Origin of the sequence: Rhodococcus sp. AW25M09 (assembly GCF_000333955.1) — a bacterium.
GTDB lineage: Bacteria > Actinomycetota > Actinomycetes > Mycobacteriales > Mycobacteriaceae > Rhodococcoides.
On sequence record NZ_CAPS01000094.1, the window covers coordinates 38,733 to 59,265 of the forward strand.

A 20,533-nucleotide genomic window follows, 5' to 3' on the forward strand; every position below is an offset into this window, starting at 1 on the left:
CTCGGGCCGGTCTTCGTCGGTGGAGCTGCCGGGAATCGAACCCGGGTCCTCTGCTGCATTGCCAGGGCTTCTCCGTGTGCAGTCCGCTACGCCTCTACTTGGATCTCCCGATCTCGCGAACAAGTCAGGATGACGATCCCAGCCACTGTTTGATGTTCCTCATCATCCCGCGGCCGGATGAATCGGTAAGCCCTCTAGCTGATGCCAGTACCCGGACCGAGGGCAAGCCCGGACTGACAGACACGCAGTCGCTACTTAGGCAGCGAGTGCGTAGTCGCGCTGATTGGAATCGGCGCTTATAAGGTTGCGATGACGCTTACGGTGGTCTCTCGCCTGCACCGACACGCTTCCCCTGACTCAACATACAAAGTCGAAACCGTTCAGCCCCGTATGTTCCCGAGCAGTGTGCCCGGGCTGTTCAGTGTAACGCCTCTGATGGCCACAATCATCCCATTAACGGTCGGCCGGGCGTTCCGTCGATCTCGATGCCGCATCGGAGTCGACTCGTTGCACCACAGTGCGCAACGTTCGACGTGCGACGAGTTTGCGCGCGGGGAGGGAGGCGTACCAGATCGCCCGACCCGCCAGACCACGAGGGAAGAACACCAACCGCTGCTCGATGGTGGGCTGTCTCGCGGTTCCGCCGACCGTCAGGTCCAGCCACGCTTCTCCGGGCAGACGAGCCGAAGACCTGAGCCGGGTGGTGTGCTCGGTTCCCGAAGCCGAGGCGTCGGGTCCGGTGGCATCGCGTTTCCAGCCGGTGAGTACGTCGGCGTCGGCCAGGCGTTCCAGGGCGGGCCTGATCGCACCCGACTGTGCGGCGCTGCGGGCGACCCGAGTGTCGGTGTACACCACCTCTCCGGCCCAATCCGGGTCCGAGGGCAGCGGATCCGACGGTGCCGCGGTGCCGGTGGCGTCGGTCCACGTCGTCTCGACCTCGCCGTCGTCGATTTTGCGCAACGCCAGTCGTACCGAATCGCGGTAGTCGGTGAGGCCGCCGTCCGGCCGCGGCACGACGGCGTCGATATCCAGTTCATGGCCGACGGCGTCGTACTGCAGAGATTCGATGAGTGGCATCGCCAGCCCGCGCGGAATGGGAGTCACCAGCCCGATCCAGTGGCCCGCGAGTCGCGGCGTGAGCACCGGCAGGACGATGATGCGGCGCTGCCGAAGACCGGCGACATCGGCGTAGATGTTCATCATCTCGCCGTACTGCATCACGTCCGGACCACCGATATCGAACGTCCGCGATTCCGTGACGGGTGCGCTCGCGGCACCGATCAGATAGTGCAGGACGTCGCGCACAGCGATCGGCTGAATACGGTTGTGCACCCATCGTGGCGTGGTCATCACCGGGAGGCGATTGGTCAGGTGGCGGATCATCTCGAACGACGCCGAGCCGGATCCGATCACGACACCTGCCTGCAGCACGACCGTCGGAACCCCCGATTCGATCAGGATGCGACCCACTTCGGCGCGCGACTTCAAGTGCGGCGAGAGCTCACCGGTAGGTGGGTGCAGCCCGCCGAGGTACACGATGCGCCCGACGCCGCACTCGGCCGCAGCCGCCGCAACGTTCTCGGCACTGTCGCGTTCGGTATCGGCGAAGTCCGAGTGCCCGGCAGTGCCCATCGAGTGCACCAGGTAGTACATGATGTCGACTCCGGTGAACGCCTCTTTCAACGATTCTCGGTCGCTGAGATCGCCCTGGACGATGTCCACGTCGCCCGCCCACGGCACATTGTCGAGCTTGGCGGGGGTGCGCGCCAACACTCGCACTCGGTACCCCTCTTCGAGCAGACGTGGCGCGAGGCGACCACCCAGATACCCCGTGGCCCCGGTCACCAGCACGAGCGGCCGTGAGGAAGAAGCTCCCTCGGAGGTGGGACTATCGGAGACAGAATCGGAGGCGGTCATGTCAGGAGCCAATACCCGCGCCCACCGCAGTTCAACCAGCCAACGCGATCATCGCGATCGCTCCGAGTGCCAAGCCCATTCCGATTTTCTGTAGCGTGCCGACTCGTTCCCCGAGCATCACCATCGCCAGCAACACCGTGGCCGCCGGGTAGAGGGAGGCGATAACGCTCACCAACGAGAGCAGACCCCCCTGGTAGGCGTAGATCATCGCCGCGTTGGCAACCACATCGAGCACGCTGACGAAGGCGGCCAGTTTCAGCACACTGCCGTGCGGAGGTACGAAGTGACCGGACGCCAGGGCCACAACCCAGACCACGGCAGTCGCCGACGCCCGCGATGCTGCCAGCGGCCAGAGGCCACTGCCATCGCCGATCTGGTGCAAAAAGATGAACGCGAAAGCGAACGTCACTCCGGAGCCGATCGTCAACCACGCGACGGTTCTGGTGAACTTCATCTCGCGACCACCGGCCACTTCACCGGTCAGCTCGTCGGGCGATTCCTTGCTGACGAGCACCACTGCCACCAGCGCCACCGCAATGCCGACGAATGCGATGACGCCCGGACGCTCACCCATCGACAACCCCACCAGCACCGGGATTCCGGCGACCAGCACTGCGGTGACCGGCGAGACCACGGCCATCGGTCCGGCGGCCAGGGCCAGGTAGAACCACCACACCGCGACGCCGCCGGCGACACCCGAGGCCAGACCCCACAACATCGCCGGAAGTTCGATGGTGCCGCCGATGAACGGGGCGACGAGCAGAACGATCACCAGTGACAACGGATAGGAGACGATGACCACCCGCAGAGCGGCGACCCGGCGGGATGCGACACCGCCGACGAAATCGCTCACCCCGTAGCCGACAGCGGCCACGAGAGCGAGCAGAACAGCGGTCAGCGCATGCCCTTCACGCGACGCCCCAACTCTCGAGTCACTTCGCGTTCGGCTGTGCGCTTGGCCAGCGACTGTCTCTTGTCGTAGTCCTGCTTACCCTTGGCCAGTGCCAGTTCCACCTTGACCTTGCCGTCGGAGAAATACATCGACAGCGGTACCAACGTCAGGTTTCCTTCCTTCACCTTGCCGGCCAGCCGGTCGATCTCGCGGCGGTGCAACAGAAGTTTTCGGTTTCGACGCGGCGCGTGGTTGGTCCAACTACCGAGCGTGTATTCCGCGATGTGCAGCCCACGCAGCCAGATCTCGCCGTCGTCGACCGTCGCGAAGGAGTCGGCCAGCGAGGCCTTGCCGTCGCGCAAGCTCTTGACCTCGGTTCCGACGAGGGCGACTCCCGCCTCGACGACGTCGAGAATGGAGTAGTTGTGCCGCGCCTTACGATTGGTCGCGATGGCCTTGCGGCCCTTCTCTCTCACTGCAGGGCCCTTTCTCGAGCTCGAGCCGCGTGGATCGGTTCCACGGGCAACCGCTCCAGCATAGAACCGAACGGCAACCGTTTTTATTCGCGCACGTAGAGGCGCAGCGTGATGTACGCCGTCACCGCTGCCATTCCGACTCCGACCAGAGCCAGGAACGGCGAGACGAGCAGCACGTCGCTGTTCGATATCCGCGCCAGAATATTGGCCTGGTACACATCGGCGAGAACATCGTCGATGAACATGTTCTTCGCGGTGAACAAGCCAGCGATGGCCAGCACGGAGCCGATCACCGCAGCCACGACGGCCTCGAGCAGGAACGGTAACTGGGTATACCAGCGAGTGGCACCGACCAGTCGCATGATGCCGACCTCGGTTCGTCTGGTGAATGCGGCGATCTGAACCATGTTGGCGATCAGCAGAATTGCCGCGATCGCCTGCACGGTGGCGATCGCGAAGGCGGCATTGCGCACGCCGTTGAGCACGCTGAACAGTCGCTCGACCAGATCGCGTTGGTTGAGCACGCTCTGCACGCCCGGTCGATTCTCGAAGTTGTCGTTGATCACCCCGAACCGCTCGGGGTCACTCAGCCGCACCTTGAACGACGCAGGAAAGCTGTCTGCGCTCACCAGTTCCGCCAATTCGGGCTGATCCTTGAACACTCGCTCGGTGGCATCTTTCACCGCATCCTCGCGATTGAGGTACTGCACCGAGACCACCGATGGCGTGTTCTCCAGATCCGAGCGCAGGGTCGCGCAGGTCTCCTGGGCACAGTCGGCGTCGGTCGCGGAGATGTCATCGGTGAGGAATATCTGCACTTCCACCCGGTCGAGAAAGATCTGCTGGGTCTTTCCCGCCATCTGCACCACGAGCAGTCCGCCGCCGAACAGGCCGAGCGAGATCGCTGTCGTCAAGATCATGGCGATCGTCATGGTGATGTTGCGACGAAGTCCGGTGAGGACCTCACTGAGGATGAAGCTTGCGCGCATCGCGGAATCCGAGCCCTTCGATTCGTTCGGTCGAGAAGTCTGAGCGGTCCAATCCGGTGTGCGGCGTCAGCGCCCGACGCCGTAGACCCCGCGGGCCTCGTCACGAACGACTCGCCCGTTGTCGAGTTCGACGACACGACGGCGCATCGAGTCGACGATGTGGTTGTCGTGGGTGGCCATCAGCACCGTGGTTCCCGTGCGGTTGATGCGCTCGAGCAGCAGCATGATGTCCTGGCTGGTATCCGGATCGAGGTTTCCCGTCGGCTCGTCCGCGAGCAGGACCAACGGGCGATTGACGAAGGCCCGAGCGATGGCCACTCGTTGCTGCTCGCCACCGGACAACTCGTTCGGCAGACGGTCGGACTTGCCGCCGAGTCCGACGAGATCGAGAACTTCGGGAACGGTCCGCTTGATCATCGAACGTGGCTTGCCGATCACTTCGAGCGCGAAGGCGACGTTCTCCACCACCGTCTTCTGCTGCAGCAGGCGGAAGTCCTGAAACACGCAGCCCATGCTCTGCCGCAGCCGTGGGACGCGTCGGGCGGCCAGCCGGTTGACGTGGAAGTCGGCAACGTGGATGTCGCCCGAGGTAGGCGTCTCCTCCTTCAGGAGCAGCCGCATGAACGTCGACTTGCCCGACCCCGACGCACCGATCAGGAACACGAACTCACCTTTGTCGATGGAGACCGTCACTTTGTCCAGGGCGGGCCTGGTGGAGGTCTTGTAGGACTTGGAGACATTCGAGGTGCTGATCACGGGTCGCCAGTGTAGTCCTTACTCGTCGGTAACCGTCGGAACCGTCCGAGCACCGCGGCGAGTCCCGAGGGACGGTAAAGAACGCTTCAGCGCGCCGACGTCGGCGCAGGTGGGCTGGGTATCAACGACTGAATCCCTGGCGGAAGCGGTAGGCCGAACGGTGCTGTCGTCGTGGTGAGTGGCGCGGTCGTCACCGACTGCTGACCGGTCTCGTCGGGACCTCCCGATTGCCCCGCTTCGGTGGTGGCGGTAGGCGTCGGAGCAGTCGTGGCCGACACCGAGCTGCTCGGCGGCGAGTCGGTCGGTGCGCCCTCGGACGGGTCGACTGCCACCGGGCCCTGAACCGCCTCCTCGTTCTGCCGGTCCACCTCGGCGTTGACCTGGCCGTACAACAGGCCGGTGAGCACGAAACAGATGCCGAATGCCACCGTGGACGTTCGGACGCGGCCGGCGATCTTGGTGGGGATGCGCCACTGCCGCCAATTCCGTCGCGGCGACTCGATTCCGGCTTCCGGTGTACTCACTTCTTGTCCACCGCCCGAATCGGTCCCGGCGCTTCCGGCGCCACACCGGCGGTACTGACATCGGGAGCCACACTGATTCCCTCCGGCTGTAAGGCCGCGGCCACTCGGACTCGGATGTCACGACCGACCTGAAATTGCTTTCCTGGCAAAGTACGCGCGACCAGACGGACGTTGACCTGCCCCACCTCGATGCTCTCCACACCCATCACCGTGGGCTCGTCGAGCAGCAGCGGACGCAATCGAGCGTCGGCAAACGCGTCGCGGCAGACCGCGCGGAGCAGAGAATTGACCTGAGTGAGATCGGCGGTGCTCGGCACCGGCACGTCGACCACAGCGCGGGCCCAGTCCTTCGAGAGGTTGATCGACTTGACGATCTGCCCGTTCGGGACGGTGATCACCTCGCCGTCGACACTGCGTACGCGCGTTACCCGCAAGGTCACGTCTTCGACGGTCCCCTCGGCATCCTCTGCGGAACCGAGGACGGCAATCTGCACCACGTCACCGAATCCGTACTGGCGTTCGGTGATGATGAAGAAGCCGGCGAGGATGTCCTGTACGACGCGCTGAGCACCGAACCCGAGTGCCGCGCCCAGGACGGTCGCCGGTGCCACGAGGCCCCCCACGCCGAAACCGAGGCGTCGCAACACCTCGATCGTGACCAGGATGTAGATGAGGGTGACAGCCACCCAGGTGATGACCTGAGCGAGAGCGTGTCGGTGTTTGGCGGCTTCGGACCGGACGAGGGCATCACTGTGCTGGTAGTTCTCGTCGATTCGGGCGGTGATTCGAGATCCGGTCCAGGTCACGAATCGCGCGGCCAGCAGCCCACCGAGGATGTACAGCACGATTCCGAGCCCATTGAGCTTGATCTGAAGCGTCGGTTCGAGCCAGGCCGTCATCGGATCGATGGAGTGGAGCCTGCGCGATCACCGGTCATCTACTGCTCCCCTCGCATTCGCCAGCGAATTCCCGATTCCAGAAATCCGTCGATGTCCCCGTCGAGAACAGTAGACGGATTGTTCACCTCGTACTCGGTACGGAGATCCTTGACCATCTGGTAAGGGTGCAGCACATACGAGCGCATCTGATTGCCCCAGGAGCTACCGCCGTCACCCTTGAGCGCATCCATCTCGGCCCGCTCTTCCTTGCGCTTGACCTCGAGGAGCTTGGCCTGCAGCACCCGCATGGCCGAGACCTTGTTCTGCAGCTGAGACTTCTCGTTCTGACAGGTCACCACGATTCCCGTCGGGATGTGGGTCAGTCGCACGGCGGAGTCGGTCGTGTTGACCGACTGGCCGCCGGGTCCGGACGAGCGGTAGACGTCCACGCGGACGTCGCCCTCGGGGATCTCGATGTGGTCGGTGGTCTCGACGACCGGGAGAACCTCGACCTCGGCGAACGAGGTCTGTCGACGACCCTGGTTGTCGAAGGGACTGATGCGGACGAGCCGGTGCGTGCCCTGCTCGACCGACAATGTTCCGTACGTGTACGGAGCCTTGACCGCGAACGTGGCGCTCTTGATGCCGGCCTCCTCGGCATAGGACGTGTCGTAGACCTCGACTCCGTAGCCGTGCTTCTCGGCCCAGCGGATGTACATACGCATCAACATCTCCGCCCAGTCGGCGGCGTCGATTCCGCCGGCTCCGGAGCGGATGTTGACCAGTGCGTCGCGGGCATCGTATTCCCCGGACAACAAGGTACGCACTTCCATGGCCGCGATGTCCTCACGAAGGGAAGCGCGTTCGGCGTCCGCGTCGGCGGTGGCAGCCGTGGCCGCCTCCCCTTCTTCGCCCTCGGCCAGCTCGTACATGACCGGCATGTCCTCGAGACGCTGCCGAAGCTCTTCGACGCGGCGCAACTCGGCCTGCGCGTGCGAGAGCTGACTCGTCACCTGCTGAGCATGCTCCTGGTCGTTCCACAGGTCGGGTGATGCGGCCTGGTGTTCGAGCTCGTCGATCCGCCGCCGCAATTCCTCGACGTCGAGAACCGACTCGACAGTGGACAGAGTGGTGTCGAGCTCGGCCAGGTCAGCGGAAACGTCGGGATGCACGAGAGTCAAGGTTACCGGCAGCCGAAGACGCGCCCGACCGCGCCCGAGTATCGGCCCACACACTCGCCTGTGTCCGTCGATAGTCTTCTCCGGTGACCGACTACTCCGCTGATCTCTCTCTCGCCCTCCGACTCGCCGACGAGTCCGACGCCATCACTCGTCGACGCTTTCTCGCCATGGATCTCTCGGTTGATTCCAAGCCCGACCTCACGCCGGTGAGCGACGCCGATCTGGCCGTGGAGACGATGATTCGCGCCGAGCTCGCGTCCGATCGATCCAGCGATGCGTTGCTGGGCGAGGAATTCGGCGGCACAGCAACGTTCAGCGGCCGCCAGTGGGTGGTCGATCCCATCGACGGAACCAAGAATTTCGTGCGTGGGGTCCCGGTGTGGGCAACCCTGATCGCGCTGCTCGACGACGGCATACCCCGCGTCGGAGTCGTCAGCGCGCCGGCACTGAACCGACGCTGGTGGGCAGCAGACGGACAGGGAGCCTGGACGGGGGCGGACGGGGGCGCCCCGCGCCGGATTTCCGTTTCGAAGGTCGATGCCCTGTCGTCGGCCAGCCTGAGCTTCTCCAGCCTCTCGGGCTGGTCCGACCTGGGCACCAGGGACCGGTTCCTCGATCTGACCGACGCGGTGTGGCGAGTGCGTGGATACGGCGACTTCTTCTCCTACTGCCTCATCGCCGAGGGCGCAGTCGATATCGCGGCCGAACCCGAGGTCTCGCTGTGGGATCTGGCGGCGCTCGATGTGCTCGTCCGTGAGGCCGGCGGGGACTTCACCGCGCTGGACGGCACCTCCGGTCCGCACGGCGGCAGCGCCGTGGCCACCAACGGCCTACTGCAGACAGAGGTACTCCGTCGACTGTCCCCCGAGGCCTGAGTTCGCCTCAGAGCGCTGCCGCGAGCACCAGCGCGAGCAGCGGAGTGATCCCTTGGACAGCGGCGGCCCTGAAGTACTTCGCGCCACCGGAGGCCAGCACCAGCGCGGCACCGACGATGCTCGCGCAGGCGAAGTACACGATCGCGTCACCCGCCGATCCGCCCAGCACGAGACCGACCACGATGCCGATCGCCAGGAACAGATTGTAGAAGCCCTGGTTGAACGCCATCGGCTTGGTGATGTCGGCAGCGTTTTGGTTCGGGAGACCGAACTTGGCCCACACGGCCGGCCTGGACCAGAGCACGCTCTCCATGACGAAAATGGCGACGTGGAGGACAGCTGCGATGGCGGCGAAGATCTGAGCTACGGGATGCACTCGGCCAGCCTGCCATACAGGCGTGACCGATCGGTACGACACACAGTACGAACGGGTGATCCAGTGTCGTGCGACACCAGTACTTACTCGACAGTAGACAGCTAACTTACTCGGGAGTAAGATTCATCGAGTCCGTGACCGACGCCGAGGAACTGGTGATCATGAGCAAGCAAGACAGTGTGGTCGACGCGAAGCATCCGAAGGTGCCCCGCGATACTTCCGCGGTTGGCCTCAACCCGTTCAAGAGAGACGCGATCGGAACCGCCATGCGCGTTCTGACCGCCATCACCGGATCGGAGCTGGTGGAGAAGTACAACCTCCGCCAGACCATCGACCGGGTGACGTACGAGAGCACCAAGTCCGGGTTCAAGACGCTCGGCGCGGCCAATCGCACGTTCGCCAAGGTCACCGGGGGCGGCAAGCCCAAGCGTCTCGACGACGGTGCCGCCAAGAACCTGAGCTACTTCGACCTGACGCCGGACGACGAGCAGCGCATGATCGTCGAGACCGTCAAGGAATTCGCCGAGGAGATTCTCCGTCCGGCCGCCTTCGACGCCGATCACAGCGCATCCTCGCCCGAGGATCTGGTGCGGCGCTCGGCAGAACTCGGCATCACCCTCATCAACGTTCCCGAGGAGCTCGACGGCGCGGCCAGCGAGCGCGGAGCCGTCACCAACTCTCTCGTCGCCGAAGCGCTCGCACACGGAGACATGGGGCTGGCGCTGCCGATCCTCGCACCCAGCGGCGTGGCCGTCGCCCTCACACAGTGGGGAACGGACGCACAGCAGAAGACGTACCTCCCGGCCTTCGTCGGCGAGAAAGTGCCCAACGCAGCCGTGGTCGTGAACGAGCCCCGTGCACTGTTCGACCCGTACGCGCTGCAGACCAAGGCCGTCCGCTCCCCCAGCGGCTACAAGCTCAACGGCGTCAAGAGCCTCGTGCCTGCGGCCGGAAGCTCCGAACTGTTCGTCATCGCCGCAGAGCTCGAAGGCCGTCCGACCTTCTTCATCGTCGAGTCCGACTCCAAGGGCCTCGTGGTCGAAGCAGACCCGAGCATGGGCTTGCGCGCAGCAGGCCTGGGCCGGTTGATCCTGACCGACGTCGCAGTGCCGGAGTCGGCTCTGCTCGGTGACGGTGACGCGGACCAGCGGGCCGCCGAGTACAGCGCCGCCATCGGATTGGCGCGCCTGGGCTGGGCATCACTGGCCGTCGGCACCAGCCAGGCCGTACTCGACTACGTCGTCCCCTACGTCAACGACCGTGTTGCCTTCGGTGAGCCGATCAGCAACCGTCAGGCCGTGGCCTTCATGGTCGCCAACATCGCCATCGAGCTCGACGGCATGCGGTTGGTCACCCTCCGAGGCGCGTCCAGGGCAGAGCAAGGCCTGTCGTTCGCCCGTGAGTCCGCGCTCGCTCGTCGACTGGCCTCCGAGAAGGGCATGCAGATCGGATCCGACGGCGTCCAGTTGCTCGGCGGTCACGGTTTCACCAAGGAGCACCCGGTCGAGCGTTGGTACCGCGATCTGCGGTCCGTCGGCGTCGCCGAGGGCATCGTTCTCATCTAGCTCGCCGCCCCGAATTCCATGGCACTCACCCAAGGACATACACGATGATCAATCTTGAACTCCCCAAGAAGCTTCGGGCGCAGGCGAATCAGGCTCACCAGGTCGCTGCCGAGATCTTCCGCCCGATTTCCCGCAAATACGACCTCGCCGAGCACGAGTACCCGGTGGAACTCGACACAATGGCGTCGATGGTCGAAGGCATGTCCGATGCCGGCGGTGAAATCGGCGGGGCCGCCGGTGGCCGCGAGAAGGACAGCGAGTCCGCTCCCAAGCCGAGCAAGACCGCAAACTCCAACGGCGGCAACATGTCTGCTCTGGTGAACGTGATCGAGACCTGCTGGGGCGACGTGGGCTTGACCCTGTCGATCCCCTACCAGGGACTCGGCAACTCGGCGATCGCCGCAGTCTCCACCGACGAGCAGCTCGAGCGTTTCGGCAAAGTATGGGCCTCGATGGCCATCACCGAGCCCGGCTTCGGCTCCGACTCCGCAGCAGTGACCACCACGGCCGTACTGGACGGCGACGAGTGGGTACTCAACGGCGAGAAGATCTACGTCACCGCCGGCGAACGGTCCACCCACATCGTCGTGTGGGCAACGGTCGACAAGTCCCTCGGCCGCGCGGCCATCAAGTCGTTCGTCGTCCCACGTGATGCTCCGGGCCTGTCGGTTGCGCGCCTCGAGCACAAACTGGGCATCAAGGCCTCCGATACCGCGGCACTGCTGCTCGAGGACTGCCGCATCCCGAAGGACAACCTGCTCGGCACCGCCGAGGTGAACGTCGAAAAGGGCTTTGCCGGCGTCATGCAGACGTTCGACAACACTCGCCCACTGGTGGCGGGTATGGCCGTGGGAGTGGCGCGGGCCGCACTCGAAGAGCTGCGGGCCATCCTGGTCGATGCCGGAGTCGATATTTCCTACGAGACCCCGGCGTACAGCCAGCACGCTGCGGCTGCCGAGTTCATCCGGCTCGAAGCGGACTGGGAGGCGGCACACCTGCTCTCGCTACGCGCAGCATGGATGGCAGACAACAAGGAGCCCAACTCCCTCCAGGCGTCGATGTCCAAGGCCAAGGCCGGTCGCTCGGCGGTCGACATCACCCTCAAAGCAGTGGAGCTGGCCGGTACCTACGGCTACTCCGAGCGTCCACTGCTCGAAAAGTGGAGCCGCGACGCCAAGATCCTCGACATCTTCGAGGGCACGCAGCAGATTCAGCAGCTCATCGTTGCCCGCCGCGTACTCGGAAAGTCGTCCGCAGAACTGAAGTGATGCACCGGGTTTGCCCCGGAGAGTGAACGAAATCGGCATCGGACCACGCGTCCGGTGCCGTTTTCGTGTTCGGAGCAGAAATTTCGGACGCCCGTGTCGATATCGTGGTCTCTCGAACGTCGTCATCATGTACGGCGAACCGCGCCGTGTCACCGAGGTATCGAAACCAGGAGTGCACCATGAAGTACATCCTCTTGATCAACGCCGACACCGCACCCGGAGCAGCACCGGGCTGCAGCAGTGTGGAGGACTGGATGACCTACGAGAAAGAGATGAAGGAAGCGGGCGTGTTCGTCTCCGGGCACGCGATGGCCGATCTCACCACTGCCACGGCGGTGCGCGTCGATCCCGGCACCGGGGAGCGCACCGTCACCGACGGACCGTACGCCGAATCACACGAGGTACTCGGCGGCTACGACGTGATCGACGTGCCCGACCTCGACGCTGCGCTCGAGTGGGCGGCCCGATGCCCGGGTTCCAAGGACGGCGGCGCAGTGATCGTGCGGCCCCTTGCCGAGTTCTGAACAGCCGAATTCCGACCTGCACGATTCTCGATGAACGAGTCCGAGGCCCATCGATCGATCGAATCGGTGTTCCGAGCCGAGCGCTCGGTGCTGCTCGCCTCGTTGGTTCAGCGGTACCGCGACCTCGACCTCGCTGAGGAAGTGACGTCGGACGCCATCGAATCGGCCCTTGAACACTGGCCGATCGATGGCGTTCCGTCCCGACCCGGAGCCTGGTTGCTCACCACCGCCCGCCGAAAGGCGGTGGATCGCCTGCGCCGCGACAAGACTCTGGCGGCGAAACTGGCAGTGCTTCGAGCGGATTCGGATCGAGCCGAACCAGCTCACTCGAACTCACTCGACGACGCTCTGCCCGACGACCGTCTGCAGTTGTTCTTCACGTGCGCGCACCCAGCTCTCGCTGCCGATGACCGCCTGGCGTTGACGCTTCGATGCCTGGCCGGTCTTTCCACCGCCGAGGTCGCCCGGGCGCTGCTCATCCCTCCGGCCACCGCAGCTCAGCGAATAGTGCGAGCCAAGAACAAGATTCGCGTCGCGCACATCCCGTTCCGTGTTCCGGGGCCGGACGAGTTGGCGGACAGAGTGCCGATGGTGCTCGGGGTCGTCTACTCGATCTTCACCGAGGGGTACTCGGCGACGTCCGGTGAGCGGGTCGGGCGAATCGATCTCGTCGACGAAGCGATCGGGATGGGTCGGCTCCTGCACACGGCACTGCCCGCCGAGACCGAAGTGAGCGGGCTGCTGGCGCTGATGCTGCTGGTCGACGCCAGACGCGCCGCTCGGATCGGGCCCGACGGCCAGATCGTGCTGTTGGCCGATCAAGACCGTCGACTCTGGAACGCCGAATTCATCGCCGAAGGTACTGCGCTCGTGGTCGAGGCACTCGGGGGTGGCCCGAGCGGTCCCTACGCCGTGCAGGCAGCCATAGCCGCAGTGCACGACGAGTCACTCGAGTCCGACCGCACCGACTGGCCGCAGATCTTGGCCCTCTACGACGTGCTCACCACTCTGATACCGAGCGCGATCGTTGCACTGAACCGGGCGGTGGCGCTGGCCATGTGCCACGGCCCCGCCGCGGGTCTGCACGAGCTCGACCGGCTTGCCGACGAGCCCTCGCTGCGCCGCTATCACCCGTATCCCATGGCGAAAGCCGATCTGCTGCAACGGCTCGGACGACTCGACGAGGCAGCGGTCCACTATCGACGGGCACTGGATTTCGCACGAACCGCACCGGAAAAACAACTGCTTCACCGTCGTTTGGCCGAGGTGAACGGCAGTATCGATCAGGCCGACAGAACCGATTCCAGCTGATCGGCGCGCAACGGCCGGTCCGAGTACACCAGACGAATTGCGTTCGGATCCGAGTTGCCGGTATCGGGTCCGCGAGCGGTGAGCTCCAGACCCGCGCGTTCGGCCACTCGCGCCGACGCGACGTTGTGTTCGAGGAGGTACGCCACGATCGGCAATTCGGGTTCGGTTCGGTGCGCGCACTCGACTGCGATCTCACACATCTCCGCGGCGTATCCGTTGCCCTGCGCGTCGGGATGGAGGCGATAGCCGAGATTCCAGAAGGCGTTCTGCCGCTTCGAGCACCCGCCGTAGCCACTGATCGTGCGGCTGCCGCGCTCACGAATGATCCACGTGGCCAATCCATCCCGCCGCTACTGCTCCACCCAGCCCAGCAACATTCGTTCGGTTGCACCGGGATCGGTATGCCGAAGGCTGGGAAAGTGGGTCCACGACTGCGGGTCGCTGCAGATCGCATACATCGCATCGAGATCCGTGATGAGCGGCTCGTCGAGATCGAGTCGCGAGGTTCGTGTTCGCACACCGTGGATCCTAGGGGGGAGAAGTCTGGTAGACCGGTGGTACACGATCGAGTGAAGGGTGTGACCGTCATGGCCGAGTGGGTCAAGAAGATCGAAGAGAACACGAAGGGCCTCATCGCGGAGGCAGAGCAGGAACTGACGGCACTCGAGGGCGCAGACACGGTCGACCTCACTGCCGATGATTCCGACGACACTGTTCACAACGCCAACCCCGAGACAGTCACCACCGACGATGCCCGCGAGCAGGTCTCGGACTGATTCCGGCGACTTGCACACGAGAAGATCCGGCGTGTCGGTCTTCGAATACGTACCAGCAGATACTGTTCCGTCTCTTCTGATCCTCCAGAACGAGCTCTCGCACACTGCTCGGTAGGCGATCTCTCTGCCACTCGAGTTCTCGGCGACCCGCGACTCCCTCTGCGCCGGCAGGAGCGGCAGCCCGAACCGCCTTGATGGCGTACGCCGCTGCTCCGAGGTCGTGCTCGGGTACGTGGGCCACACATGCTGCTTGGCCGGCCGCATATGCGGCGAAGCGGGCCGCACCGCGCAGCGGACGTGCCGCGCCCATGCTGTGGCCGCCGAGGGCGCGGGTCGCCATCATCGCGAGTTCGCCGCGCACCCACGCATGGGTGGCATCGATCGCGTCGCGGGGGCGGCTGTCCGACGGTTCGACGCCCTCGAACAAGCCGAGCACGTGGCTCGCACACTCGGCTGCCCACAGCGCCAGGCTTCGATGGTCGGCGTCGGACAGCAGGCCGCCTCGGTGCACGGTGATCAGTCGGGGATCTCGGACGGAAGGAAGAATCATCGGACTCGCCTCCGTAGGCACGGCGGGACGCCACATCGGATCATGACGGATATGACAGCACAAAAATGGCCCAGGACACATGTCCTGGACCATTTTGCAGTGGTAGCGGGGACAGGATTTGAACCTGCGACCTCTGGGTTATGAGCCCAGCGAGCTACCGAGCTGCTCCACCCCGCGTTGCATCTACGAAGTTACTCCCGCGCGTACGGCCAATGCAAATCACGTGACATTCCGGCGCCGGAGAACGCGGGAAACGTCTTTGATCGGACGTCCTAGCAGCTGCGTCTATCACGTAGAAGCCACTATGAAATAGTGCTCCGCGTCTCTTTTCGTGCGTGTTTCGAGTCACATAACGTTCGGGTCACGAAGTAGCAACTTTAACGCCACAACCGCTTTTGAACTGGGAAAACGTCACCTTCGTCCCAGTATGTGAACACCCACCATCCCATTTCGCTTCCGTGACGTTAGGTGAATCCTCGACTACCTTCACGGACGGCCCTAAACAGCTGGGCCTGCACCACCCCGCCGCTTCCTTCGCTCTGCCCCGCGGGTGTGGTCCCCAAGACGTACGGGGGCAGAGCCGCGACGATACGAAGCGCCTGGTCACCATCGCCTGCAACACCGGCGACGTGATTGCAGGCCAGTCGCGCCAGTCGAGCGCGGAGAGGATTCACCCCGCATGACCACACAGAACAATTTCGGCACGAAGACCCTGATCGCTGCGCAGGCTCCGCTCCGGCGCGCACTCGGATTGGCTGCCATCGCAGGTGCCGCCGTAGCAATCCCCCTCGGTGTCTCTGCCGGAACCGCCAACGCAGCCCCCCACAACTGGGACGGCGTCGCACAGTGCGAGAGCGGTGGCAACTGGAGCATCAACACCGGAAACGGCTACTACGGTGGCCTGCAGTTCTCGCAGAGCACCTGGACGGCCAACGGCGGATCCGGATCCCCGGCCAACGCGTCCAAGGCCGAGCAGATCCGCGTCGCAGAGAACACCCTGCAGAGCCAGGGACCGGGAGCATGGCCCGTGTGCGGTCAGCAGCTGACCACCGGTACCTCTGCGCCCGAGCCCAAGGCAGCACCGGCACCGAAGGCAGCTCCGGCACCCGCACCGGCACCGGCACCGGTCGTCGCACCCGAGGCAGCAGCCGCCACCCAGGCAGCCCAGGGCGCGTTCGACGCCGTCTCCAAGCTGGCCGACCAGTACGGCCTGAGCACTCAGTTCCAGCACTTCGTCTCCGCGAACGCTCCCGTGCTCGCGCCGATCGGACGCTGATCATCTCGTAACGTCGTCTACTCGGCAGTGCCACGTGCACCCAGAAGGCCGATAGCACACAACGAAAGAGCCGCCTCACCGTTCCGGTGAGGCGGCTCTTTCGTTTACGTCAGCGACCAGTGAACCCGACGATCAGCTGCCGGCACGGTTGTACGTGTCGACGGCGGTCTGCAGGTTCTCGAGCGCGGTGCCGAGGTCCGCCAGGTTTCCGCTCTGCTGTGCGGTACGCACCGACTCGAGTGCGGAGTTCAGTCCGGTGACCGCCGCGTCCCGTGTCGGTGAACCGCCGGTGGACGGAGCCGGATTCGGCGTGGCCGGAGTCGTTGCCTCGGCCCCCGACGTGCCGCCCGATTCGGCCGGTTGTGGATCCTCGGGAGCTCCACCCGGAGCAGTGGCAGCAGAGCCTGTTCCCGCTCCGAACACCTGATCGAGCGCCTCCGACAACCTGGGGGCGTAACCGACGCGGACACCACCGTCGGCTCCAGGCTCGCGGTAGCTCACCAAGACCTTGGTCAACTGCGGGAACGTCGAGGTCGCCGCATTCTTCCTGGAGGTGTACAGCGGTTCCACATACAGGATTCCACCGTCCGCGATCGGTAGCGTCAGCAAATTGCCGTACTGCAGTTCGTTCGACTGTTCGAGAAGCGTTCGATCCGATGCCACTCGCGCGTCGGACGTCATCGAGTTCTGCGCCTGCTGCGGGCCCTGAGTCTGAGTCTGAGTCGGCAATTGCAGAACGGTGAACTTGCCGTAATTCTCTGGGTCGGAGCGCACGGAGATGTACGCAGCCAGCAATTCACGGTTGAACCCGACCATGGCACTGGTGAGCCGGAACGACGGCTCTCCGGTATCGGGATCACCCACGAGCACGTAGTACGGGGGCTGATTCAAATCGCTTCCCGCACCGCTGTTGCTGGTCGGGTCGCTGGGCACAGACCAGAACGCGTTGTTGGTGAAGAACTCGTTGGGATTGTCCACGTGGTACTTCGCCAGCATTTCTCGCTGAACCTTGAACAGGTCCTCCGGGTACCGGAAGTGCGAACGGAGCTCGTCCGAGATCGCGGACTCCGGCTGAACCGAATCGGGGAACACACCCATCCATGCCTTCAACACGGGATCGTTGTCATCGACCTGATAGAGAGTCACGGTGCCGTCGTACGCGTCGACCGTCGCTTTGACGGAGTTGCGGATGTACGACACCTCGTCACGTGGGAGCGGCCGACCGGTCGTCGGCTCCACGCTGTCCACCGTCAGGCCATCCAACGACGCGCGCTGGGCGTAGGGGTAGTTCTTCAGCGTCGTGTAGCCGTCGACGATCCAGACGATCTTGCCGTCCACGACCGCCGGGTACGAGTCGGTATCGGTGGTCAGCCACGGCGCAACCTTCTGCACTCGGTCGCGAGGATCGCGGTCGAACAGAATCTTCGAGTCGTTGCCGATAGCTCCGGAGAAAAGAATGTTTCGCTCTGCGTACTTCGCGGCGAACGCGAACCGGTTGAACCAGTTGCCCACCGGGACGCCTCCGGAACCGGTGTAGGTGTAGTTGGATTCGTCGGTGTCGTACTCACGGTCACCGCTACCGGCGGCACCCACGATCGCGTAGTCCGGATCCGCTTGAGCGATGACCTCGCCGTAGTAGATGCGTGGCTGATCGACGGGAATGACCTGATTCGCCCCCTGTGACGCAATGTCGCTGACCGTGTAGATCGGGTAGCCACTGTTGCTGTTCGCACCCTCGGCGGTCGGATCCTGCACAGCTGCGTTGACCCTGTTGGCCGGGGCCGCAACGAAGCCGTTTCCGTGCGTGTACACGGTGTGCCGGTTGATCCAGTCCGTCTGGTTTCCGGTCAAGGACTGCGGCGAGAGCTCGCGGGCAGCGACGATGTAGTCCTGCAACTGGCCGTCGATCTCGTACCGGTCGATGTCGAGGGTGTCGGGGAAGCCGAAGAAGTTCTTCAGCTGCTGCTGCTGGGTGAACGTGCGGGAGAGCACGTTCGGATCCAACAGACGGGTATTGGCAATCGTGGTCCTGTCCGCCTCGCTCTCGCGCGGATTCTGCGAACTCTCGCCCGAATAGTCCTGGTAGTCGACGACGTCGTCGCCGATTCCGTATGCATCCCGAGTCGCCGTTATGTTTCGCTGGATGTAGGCGCTCTCTTTTTCGGCCGCGTTGGGGCGGACCGAGAACTGTTCCATCACCAGCGGCCAGACCGCACCGATCAAGATGGACGAGAGCACCAACAGCGCCGTCGCCAACGCCGGAATTCTGAGGTCTCGCAGGAAGATGGCCGCGAAGAAAGCGATCGCGCAGATCACGGCGATCGCGAGCAGGATCAGTTTGGCCGGGAGCACCGCGTTGATATCGGTGAAACTGGCACCGCTGAAGGTGGGTTCCTTGCGACTGCTCGAGAGCAGTGTGTACCGATCGAACCAGTACGCGATCGCCTTGAGCAGAACGAAGGTGCCGGCGATGACTGCCAGTTGGATACGCGCTGCTCTGGTCAACGCACCCTCACGACCGGCGAGCCGGATTCCGCCGAACACGTACTGCGTGACGAGATTCGCGAAGAAAGCCACCAAGACGGCGACGAACAACCAATTGAGGATGAATCGGTAGAACGGCAGGTCGAACGAGTAAAAACCGACGTCCAGCCCGAACTGCGGATCGGTGATCCCGAAGTCTTCACTGTGCAGGAACAGCTGCACAGTCGCCCAGTTCGTCTGGGCGATCATGCCGGACAGGAACCCGAACACCACGGGAATTCCGATGCCGAACAGACGCAACCGGCTCATCACCGTGGTGCGGTATCGCGCAATCGGATCGTTGGGTCCGGCGACCGGAACGAACACCGGGCGATTGCGGTACGCCACCAGCAGTGCACCGAACACGATGAGTCCGACGACCACAGCGACGACAACGAAGAGCACCAACCGGGTCAACAGAGTAGTGGTGTACACGCCGCGGAAGTCGACCTCGCCGAACCACAGCCAGTTCGTGTAGATATCGATCAGACGGGGACCGATGAGCAGCAGAGCTGCTGCTACCAAGGCCAATACGAGCAAGATCCGGCTTCGCCGCGACAAGGACGGCATACCGGTGGGGGGCCTCATGCCCACGTGCCACACTCCAACTTCGGGCGACGCCGAGCGGCGCCGCAGATGACTTCTTCGGTGCACTCGTCGTGCACCGCATGTCCGTTTCGCCCTACTGTACGTACGTTGATCCTACGGCTGCGACGCCCGTGCTGCGCCCGCTGCCCACCCCAGGTCAGGAGCGTCGGCATCCGGAGAACCATCCGAATGCGAGGATAGTGCGGTGAGCGACGACAGCGACGGACTGCCCGGCAGAGACAATTTCGATGACGAGTTCGACCCCCGGTCGGGTGGAGATGATGCGGCCGAGGCTCTCGCCCGGTGTGCGCGCGAGGTGGCGGACTTCGTCGACGCAGGCGGATGGCATCAGGCACCGCAGATGTTCGCGCTGGTGCCCACGGTTGCGCTCGCAGCGGCCGAACCGGGCCTGCTCGACGATCTGGCCGACGGTGCCGCTCTCACTCCGATTCAGCAGCATTCGCTCTCCGAGGACATCACCGGAGGTTCGCCCGCCCTGGACGAGTTCCTCGCTACCTCGACGTGGCCCGAGGGTGTCGTCGGATGCGCTCTGGTGCAAGAGATCGTGGTACTCCCCCCGGCTGCGGAATCGACCCTCGACAATGCATTGATGCCGTTGCTGGCCGATCCCGACGCGGCCGACCACGCTGCCCGGGCAGCGGCCGAGAACCATCCCGAGAAACGCGATGCGCGACTGATCGTGGCGGTCCTTGCAGACGGCCCGTCCCTGACGCTGCTGCAGTTACACCCGGACGAGGATGCCGACCCCTTCGCGCCCATCGAACTGCGCATCGCGGAGGATCTGGCCCCCAACGTCGTGCACGGCCTCTACGCCACGTTCGACGCGGTCGAGGACGACTAACTGCAGGAGGGAACGTCTCCCCCGGACCGGATCGTCTGCAGTGAATCGACAGCGCTGTCCAACGATTCGACGCGCACCAGCCGGAGTCCGTCGGGGACGTTCTGTTGTGCCTCACCGCAGTTCGCGTCCGGCACCAGGAAAGTGGTGGCTCCGGCCTCGCGGGCGGCGATCAGCTTGTACGGAATCCCGCCGATCGGGCCGACCGTCCCGTCTGCGTCGATGGTTCCGGTGCCCGCAACGAACTCGCCGTTGCTCAATTCACCGGGACTGAGTTTGTCCACCACGGCGAGGCTGAACATCAGTCCGGCCGACGGTCCACCGACGTCGGCGAGATTGAACGTCACCTCGAACGGCACGTTCGGCTGCTCCTCGGGCGTCACGCCGAGGTATCCCTTGGACGGGTCGTCGGGCCGAGCCCCGAGCACC

22 protein-coding genes, 1 tRNA gene and 1 other RNA gene are annotated in these 20,533 nt (G+C 64.3%); 8 read left to right on the forward strand and 16 right to left on the reverse strand.

From position 1 onward, the window contains the following. Positions 1 to 17: 17 nt before the first annotated feature. The 9 genes from ssrA to prfB all read right to left on the reverse strand — a co-directional run bounded on the left by ssrA (position 18) and on the right by prfB (position 7,604). Positions 18 to 388: a transfer-messenger RNA gene (gene ssrA / locus RHODMAR_RS27655) on the reverse strand. A 65-nt stretch (positions 389 to 453) separates the two neighbouring features. Continuing rightward, positions 454 to 1,917 (reverse strand): SDR family NAD(P)-dependent oxidoreductase, encoded by a 1,464-nt coding sequence (locus RHODMAR_RS18860; protein WP_081606056.1) that lies wholly within the window; start codon positions 1,915 to 1,917, stop codon positions 454 to 456. Between the two features lie 31 nt (positions 1,918 to 1,948). Further along, entirely contained in the window at positions 1,949 to 2,803 is an 855-nt protein-coding gene (locus RHODMAR_RS18865) for a DMT family transporter (protein ID WP_081606057.1), read from the reverse strand. An 8-nt stretch (positions 2,804 to 2,811) separates the two neighbouring features. Next, positions 2,812 to 3,285 carry an SsrA-binding protein SmpB gene (smpB, locus tag RHODMAR_RS18870; protein ID WP_008717609.1) on the reverse strand — a complete coding sequence of 158 codons (474 nt, stop codon included), beginning with the start codon at positions 3,283 to 3,285 and terminating at the stop codon, positions 2,812 to 2,814. Between the two features lie 83 nt (positions 3,286 to 3,368). Next, on the reverse strand, positions 3,369 to 4,274 hold the full coding sequence (ftsX, locus tag RHODMAR_RS18875; protein WP_008717611.1) for a permease-like cell division protein FtsX: 906 nt from the start codon (positions 4,272 to 4,274) through the stop codon (positions 3,369 to 3,371). Between the two features lie 66 nt (positions 4,275 to 4,340). Beyond that, the gene (gene ftsE, locus RHODMAR_RS18880; protein ID WP_008717614.1) at positions 4,341 to 5,030 is read right to left on the reverse strand and encodes a cell division ATP-binding protein FtsE; all 690 of its coding nucleotides are present in this window, start codon (positions 5,028 to 5,030) and stop codon (positions 4,341 to 4,343) included. 86 nt (positions 5,031 to 5,116) lie between these two features. Beyond that, the gene (locus RHODMAR_RS18885) at positions 5,117 to 5,554 is read right to left on the reverse strand and encodes a hypothetical protein (RefSeq protein ID WP_008717616.1); all 438 of its coding nucleotides are present in this window, start codon (positions 5,552 to 5,554) and stop codon (positions 5,117 to 5,119) included. Then, positions 5,551 to 6,453, reverse strand: coding sequence for a mechanosensitive ion channel family protein (locus RHODMAR_RS18890; RefSeq protein ID WP_008717618.1), 903 nt, complete (start codon positions 6,451 to 6,453; stop codon positions 5,551 to 5,553). The genes RHODMAR_RS18885 and RHODMAR_RS18890 overlap by 4 nt, the downstream gene beginning before the upstream one ends. 38 nt (positions 6,454 to 6,491) lie before the next feature. After that, positions 6,492 to 7,604 carry a peptide chain release factor 2 gene (gene prfB / locus RHODMAR_RS18895; RefSeq protein WP_008717620.1) on the reverse strand — a complete coding sequence of 371 codons (1,113 nt, stop codon included), beginning with the start codon at positions 7,602 to 7,604 and terminating at the stop codon, positions 6,492 to 6,494. Between the two features lie 92 nt (positions 7,605 to 7,696). Between prfB and hisN the strand changes: the two genes are divergently transcribed. Continuing rightward, positions 7,697 to 8,488, forward strand: a complete 792-nt coding sequence (gene hisN, locus RHODMAR_RS18900) for a histidinol-phosphatase (RefSeq protein ID WP_008717622.1) — start codon at positions 7,697 to 7,699, stop codon at positions 8,486 to 8,488. Positions 8,489 to 8,495: 7 nt separating this feature from the next. Here the strand turns inward: hisN and RHODMAR_RS18905 are convergent, their stop codons facing one another. Beyond that, complete coding sequence (locus RHODMAR_RS18905; RefSeq protein WP_008717623.1) at positions 8,496 to 8,864, reverse strand: DUF1304 domain-containing protein; 369 nt, start codon at positions 8,862 to 8,864, stop codon at positions 8,496 to 8,498. A 155-nt stretch (positions 8,865 to 9,019) separates the two neighbouring features. Between RHODMAR_RS18905 and RHODMAR_RS18910 the strand changes: the two genes are divergently transcribed. The 4 genes from RHODMAR_RS18910 to RHODMAR_RS18925 all read left to right on the forward strand — a co-directional run bounded on the left by RHODMAR_RS18910 (position 9,020) and on the right by RHODMAR_RS18925 (position 13,532). After that, complete coding sequence (locus tag RHODMAR_RS18910) at positions 9,020 to 10,429, forward strand: acyl-CoA dehydrogenase family protein (RefSeq protein WP_042939871.1); 1,410 nt, start codon at positions 9,020 to 9,022, stop codon at positions 10,427 to 10,429. 44 nt (positions 10,430 to 10,473) lie between these two features. After that, positions 10,474 to 11,697: an acyl-CoA dehydrogenase family protein gene (locus RHODMAR_RS18915; RefSeq protein ID WP_008717627.1), complete on the forward strand. Its 1,224-nt coding sequence runs from the start codon at positions 10,474 to 10,476 to the stop codon at positions 11,695 to 11,697. A 179-nt stretch (positions 11,698 to 11,876) separates the two neighbouring features. Next, positions 11,877 to 12,221, forward strand: coding sequence for a YciI family protein (locus RHODMAR_RS18920; RefSeq protein WP_008717629.1), 345 nt, complete (start codon positions 11,877 to 11,879; stop codon positions 12,219 to 12,221). A 30-nt stretch (positions 12,222 to 12,251) separates the two neighbouring features. Continuing rightward, the gene (locus tag RHODMAR_RS18925; protein WP_008717630.1) at positions 12,252 to 13,532 is read left to right on the forward strand and encodes an RNA polymerase sigma factor; all 1,281 of its coding nucleotides are present in this window, start codon (positions 12,252 to 12,254) and stop codon (positions 13,530 to 13,532) included. Here the strand turns inward: RHODMAR_RS18925 and RHODMAR_RS18930 are convergent. Next, complete coding sequence (locus RHODMAR_RS18930) at positions 13,505 to 13,870, reverse strand: GNAT family N-acetyltransferase (RefSeq protein ID WP_008717632.1); 366 nt, start codon at positions 13,868 to 13,870, stop codon at positions 13,505 to 13,507. The two genes, RHODMAR_RS18925 and RHODMAR_RS18930, sit on opposite strands and share 28 nt — an antisense overlap. A 12-nt stretch (positions 13,871 to 13,882) precedes the next feature. After that, a complete protein-coding gene (locus RHODMAR_RS28715; protein WP_198289481.1) occupies positions 13,883 to 14,050 on the reverse strand; it encodes a hypothetical protein in 168 nt (55 codons plus the stop codon). A 69-nt stretch (positions 14,051 to 14,119) separates the two neighbouring features. Here RHODMAR_RS28715 and RHODMAR_RS18935 point away from each other — a divergent pair, with 69 nt between their 5' ends. Further along, a complete protein-coding gene (locus RHODMAR_RS18935) occupies positions 14,120 to 14,308 on the forward strand; it encodes a hypothetical protein (protein WP_042939873.1) in 189 nt (62 codons plus the stop codon). On the opposite strand, the gene RHODMAR_RS18940 is transcribed toward RHODMAR_RS18935, so the two are convergent. Together RHODMAR_RS18940 and RHODMAR_RS18945 are read right to left on the reverse strand one after the other, a co-directional pair. Next, positions 14,271 to 14,858, reverse strand: a complete 588-nt coding sequence (locus RHODMAR_RS18940) for a putative immunity protein (RefSeq protein ID WP_008717634.1) — start codon at positions 14,856 to 14,858, stop codon at positions 14,271 to 14,273. The genes RHODMAR_RS18935 and RHODMAR_RS18940 overlap by 38 nt on opposite strands. A 100-nt stretch (positions 14,859 to 14,958) precedes the next feature. Next, positions 14,959 to 15,035, reverse strand: a tRNA-Met gene (locus RHODMAR_RS18945). A 502-nt stretch (positions 15,036 to 15,537) separates the two neighbouring features. Here RHODMAR_RS18945 and RHODMAR_RS18950 point away from each other — a divergent pair. After that, the gene (locus tag RHODMAR_RS18950) at positions 15,538 to 16,134 is read left to right on the forward strand and encodes a transglycosylase family protein (protein WP_008717636.1); all 597 of its coding nucleotides are present in this window, start codon (positions 15,538 to 15,540) and stop codon (positions 16,132 to 16,134) included. A gap of 132 nt (positions 16,135 to 16,266) precedes the next feature. Here RHODMAR_RS18950 and RHODMAR_RS18955 read toward each other — a convergent pair whose 3' ends face one another. Beyond that, positions 16,267 to 19,251: a UPF0182 family protein gene (locus RHODMAR_RS18955; protein ID WP_198289482.1), complete on the reverse strand. Its 2,985-nt coding sequence runs from the start codon at positions 19,249 to 19,251 to the stop codon at positions 16,267 to 16,269. 199 nt (positions 19,252 to 19,450) lie between these two features. Between RHODMAR_RS18955 and RHODMAR_RS18960 the strand changes: the two genes are divergently transcribed. Continuing rightward, positions 19,451 to 20,107 carry a PPA1309 family protein gene (locus RHODMAR_RS18960; protein ID WP_008717640.1) on the forward strand — a complete coding sequence of 219 codons (657 nt, stop codon included), beginning with the start codon at positions 19,451 to 19,453 and terminating at the stop codon, positions 20,105 to 20,107. Here the strand turns inward: RHODMAR_RS18960 and RHODMAR_RS18965 are convergent. After that, positions 20,104 to 20,533, reverse strand: a 430-nt coding sequence (locus tag RHODMAR_RS18965) for a S16 family serine protease (protein ID WP_008717642.1), incomplete at its 5' end; no start/stop codon positions are given. The two genes, RHODMAR_RS18960 and RHODMAR_RS18965, sit on opposite strands and share 4 nt — an antisense overlap.

Coding starts and splice junctions, on each gene's coding strand:
- RHODMAR_RS18890 (WP_008717618.1), bottom strand. CDS start 6,453: ATGACGGCCTGGCTCGAACCGACGCTTCAGATCAAGCTCAATGGGCTC.
- RHODMAR_RS18950 (WP_008717636.1), top strand. CDS start 15,538: ATGACCACACAGAACAATTTCGGCACGAAGACCCTGATCGCTGCGCAG.
- ftsX (WP_008717611.1), bottom strand. CDS start 4,274: ATGCGCGCAAGCTTCATCCTCAGTGAGGTCCTCACCGGACTTCGTCGC.
- RHODMAR_RS18915 (WP_008717627.1), top strand. CDS start 10,474: ATGATCAATCTTGAACTCCCCAAGAAGCTTCGGGCGCAGGCGAATCAG.
- RHODMAR_RS18940 (WP_008717634.1), bottom strand. CDS start 14,858: ATGATTCTTCCTTCCGTCCGAGATCCCCGACTGATCACCGTGCACCGA.
- RHODMAR_RS18925 (WP_008717630.1), top strand. CDS start 12,252: ATGAACGAGTCCGAGGCCCATCGATCGATCGAATCGGTGTTCCGAGCC.
- RHODMAR_RS18935 (WP_042939873.1), top strand. CDS start 14,120: ATGGCCGAGTGGGTCAAGAAGATCGAAGAGAACACGAAGGGCCTCATC.
- RHODMAR_RS18920 (WP_008717629.1), top strand. CDS start 11,877: ATGAAGTACATCCTCTTGATCAACGCCGACACCGCACCCGGAGCAGCA.
- RHODMAR_RS18860 (WP_081606056.1), bottom strand. CDS start 1,917: ATGACCGCCTCCGATTCTGTCTCCGATAGTCCCACCTCCGAGGGAGCT.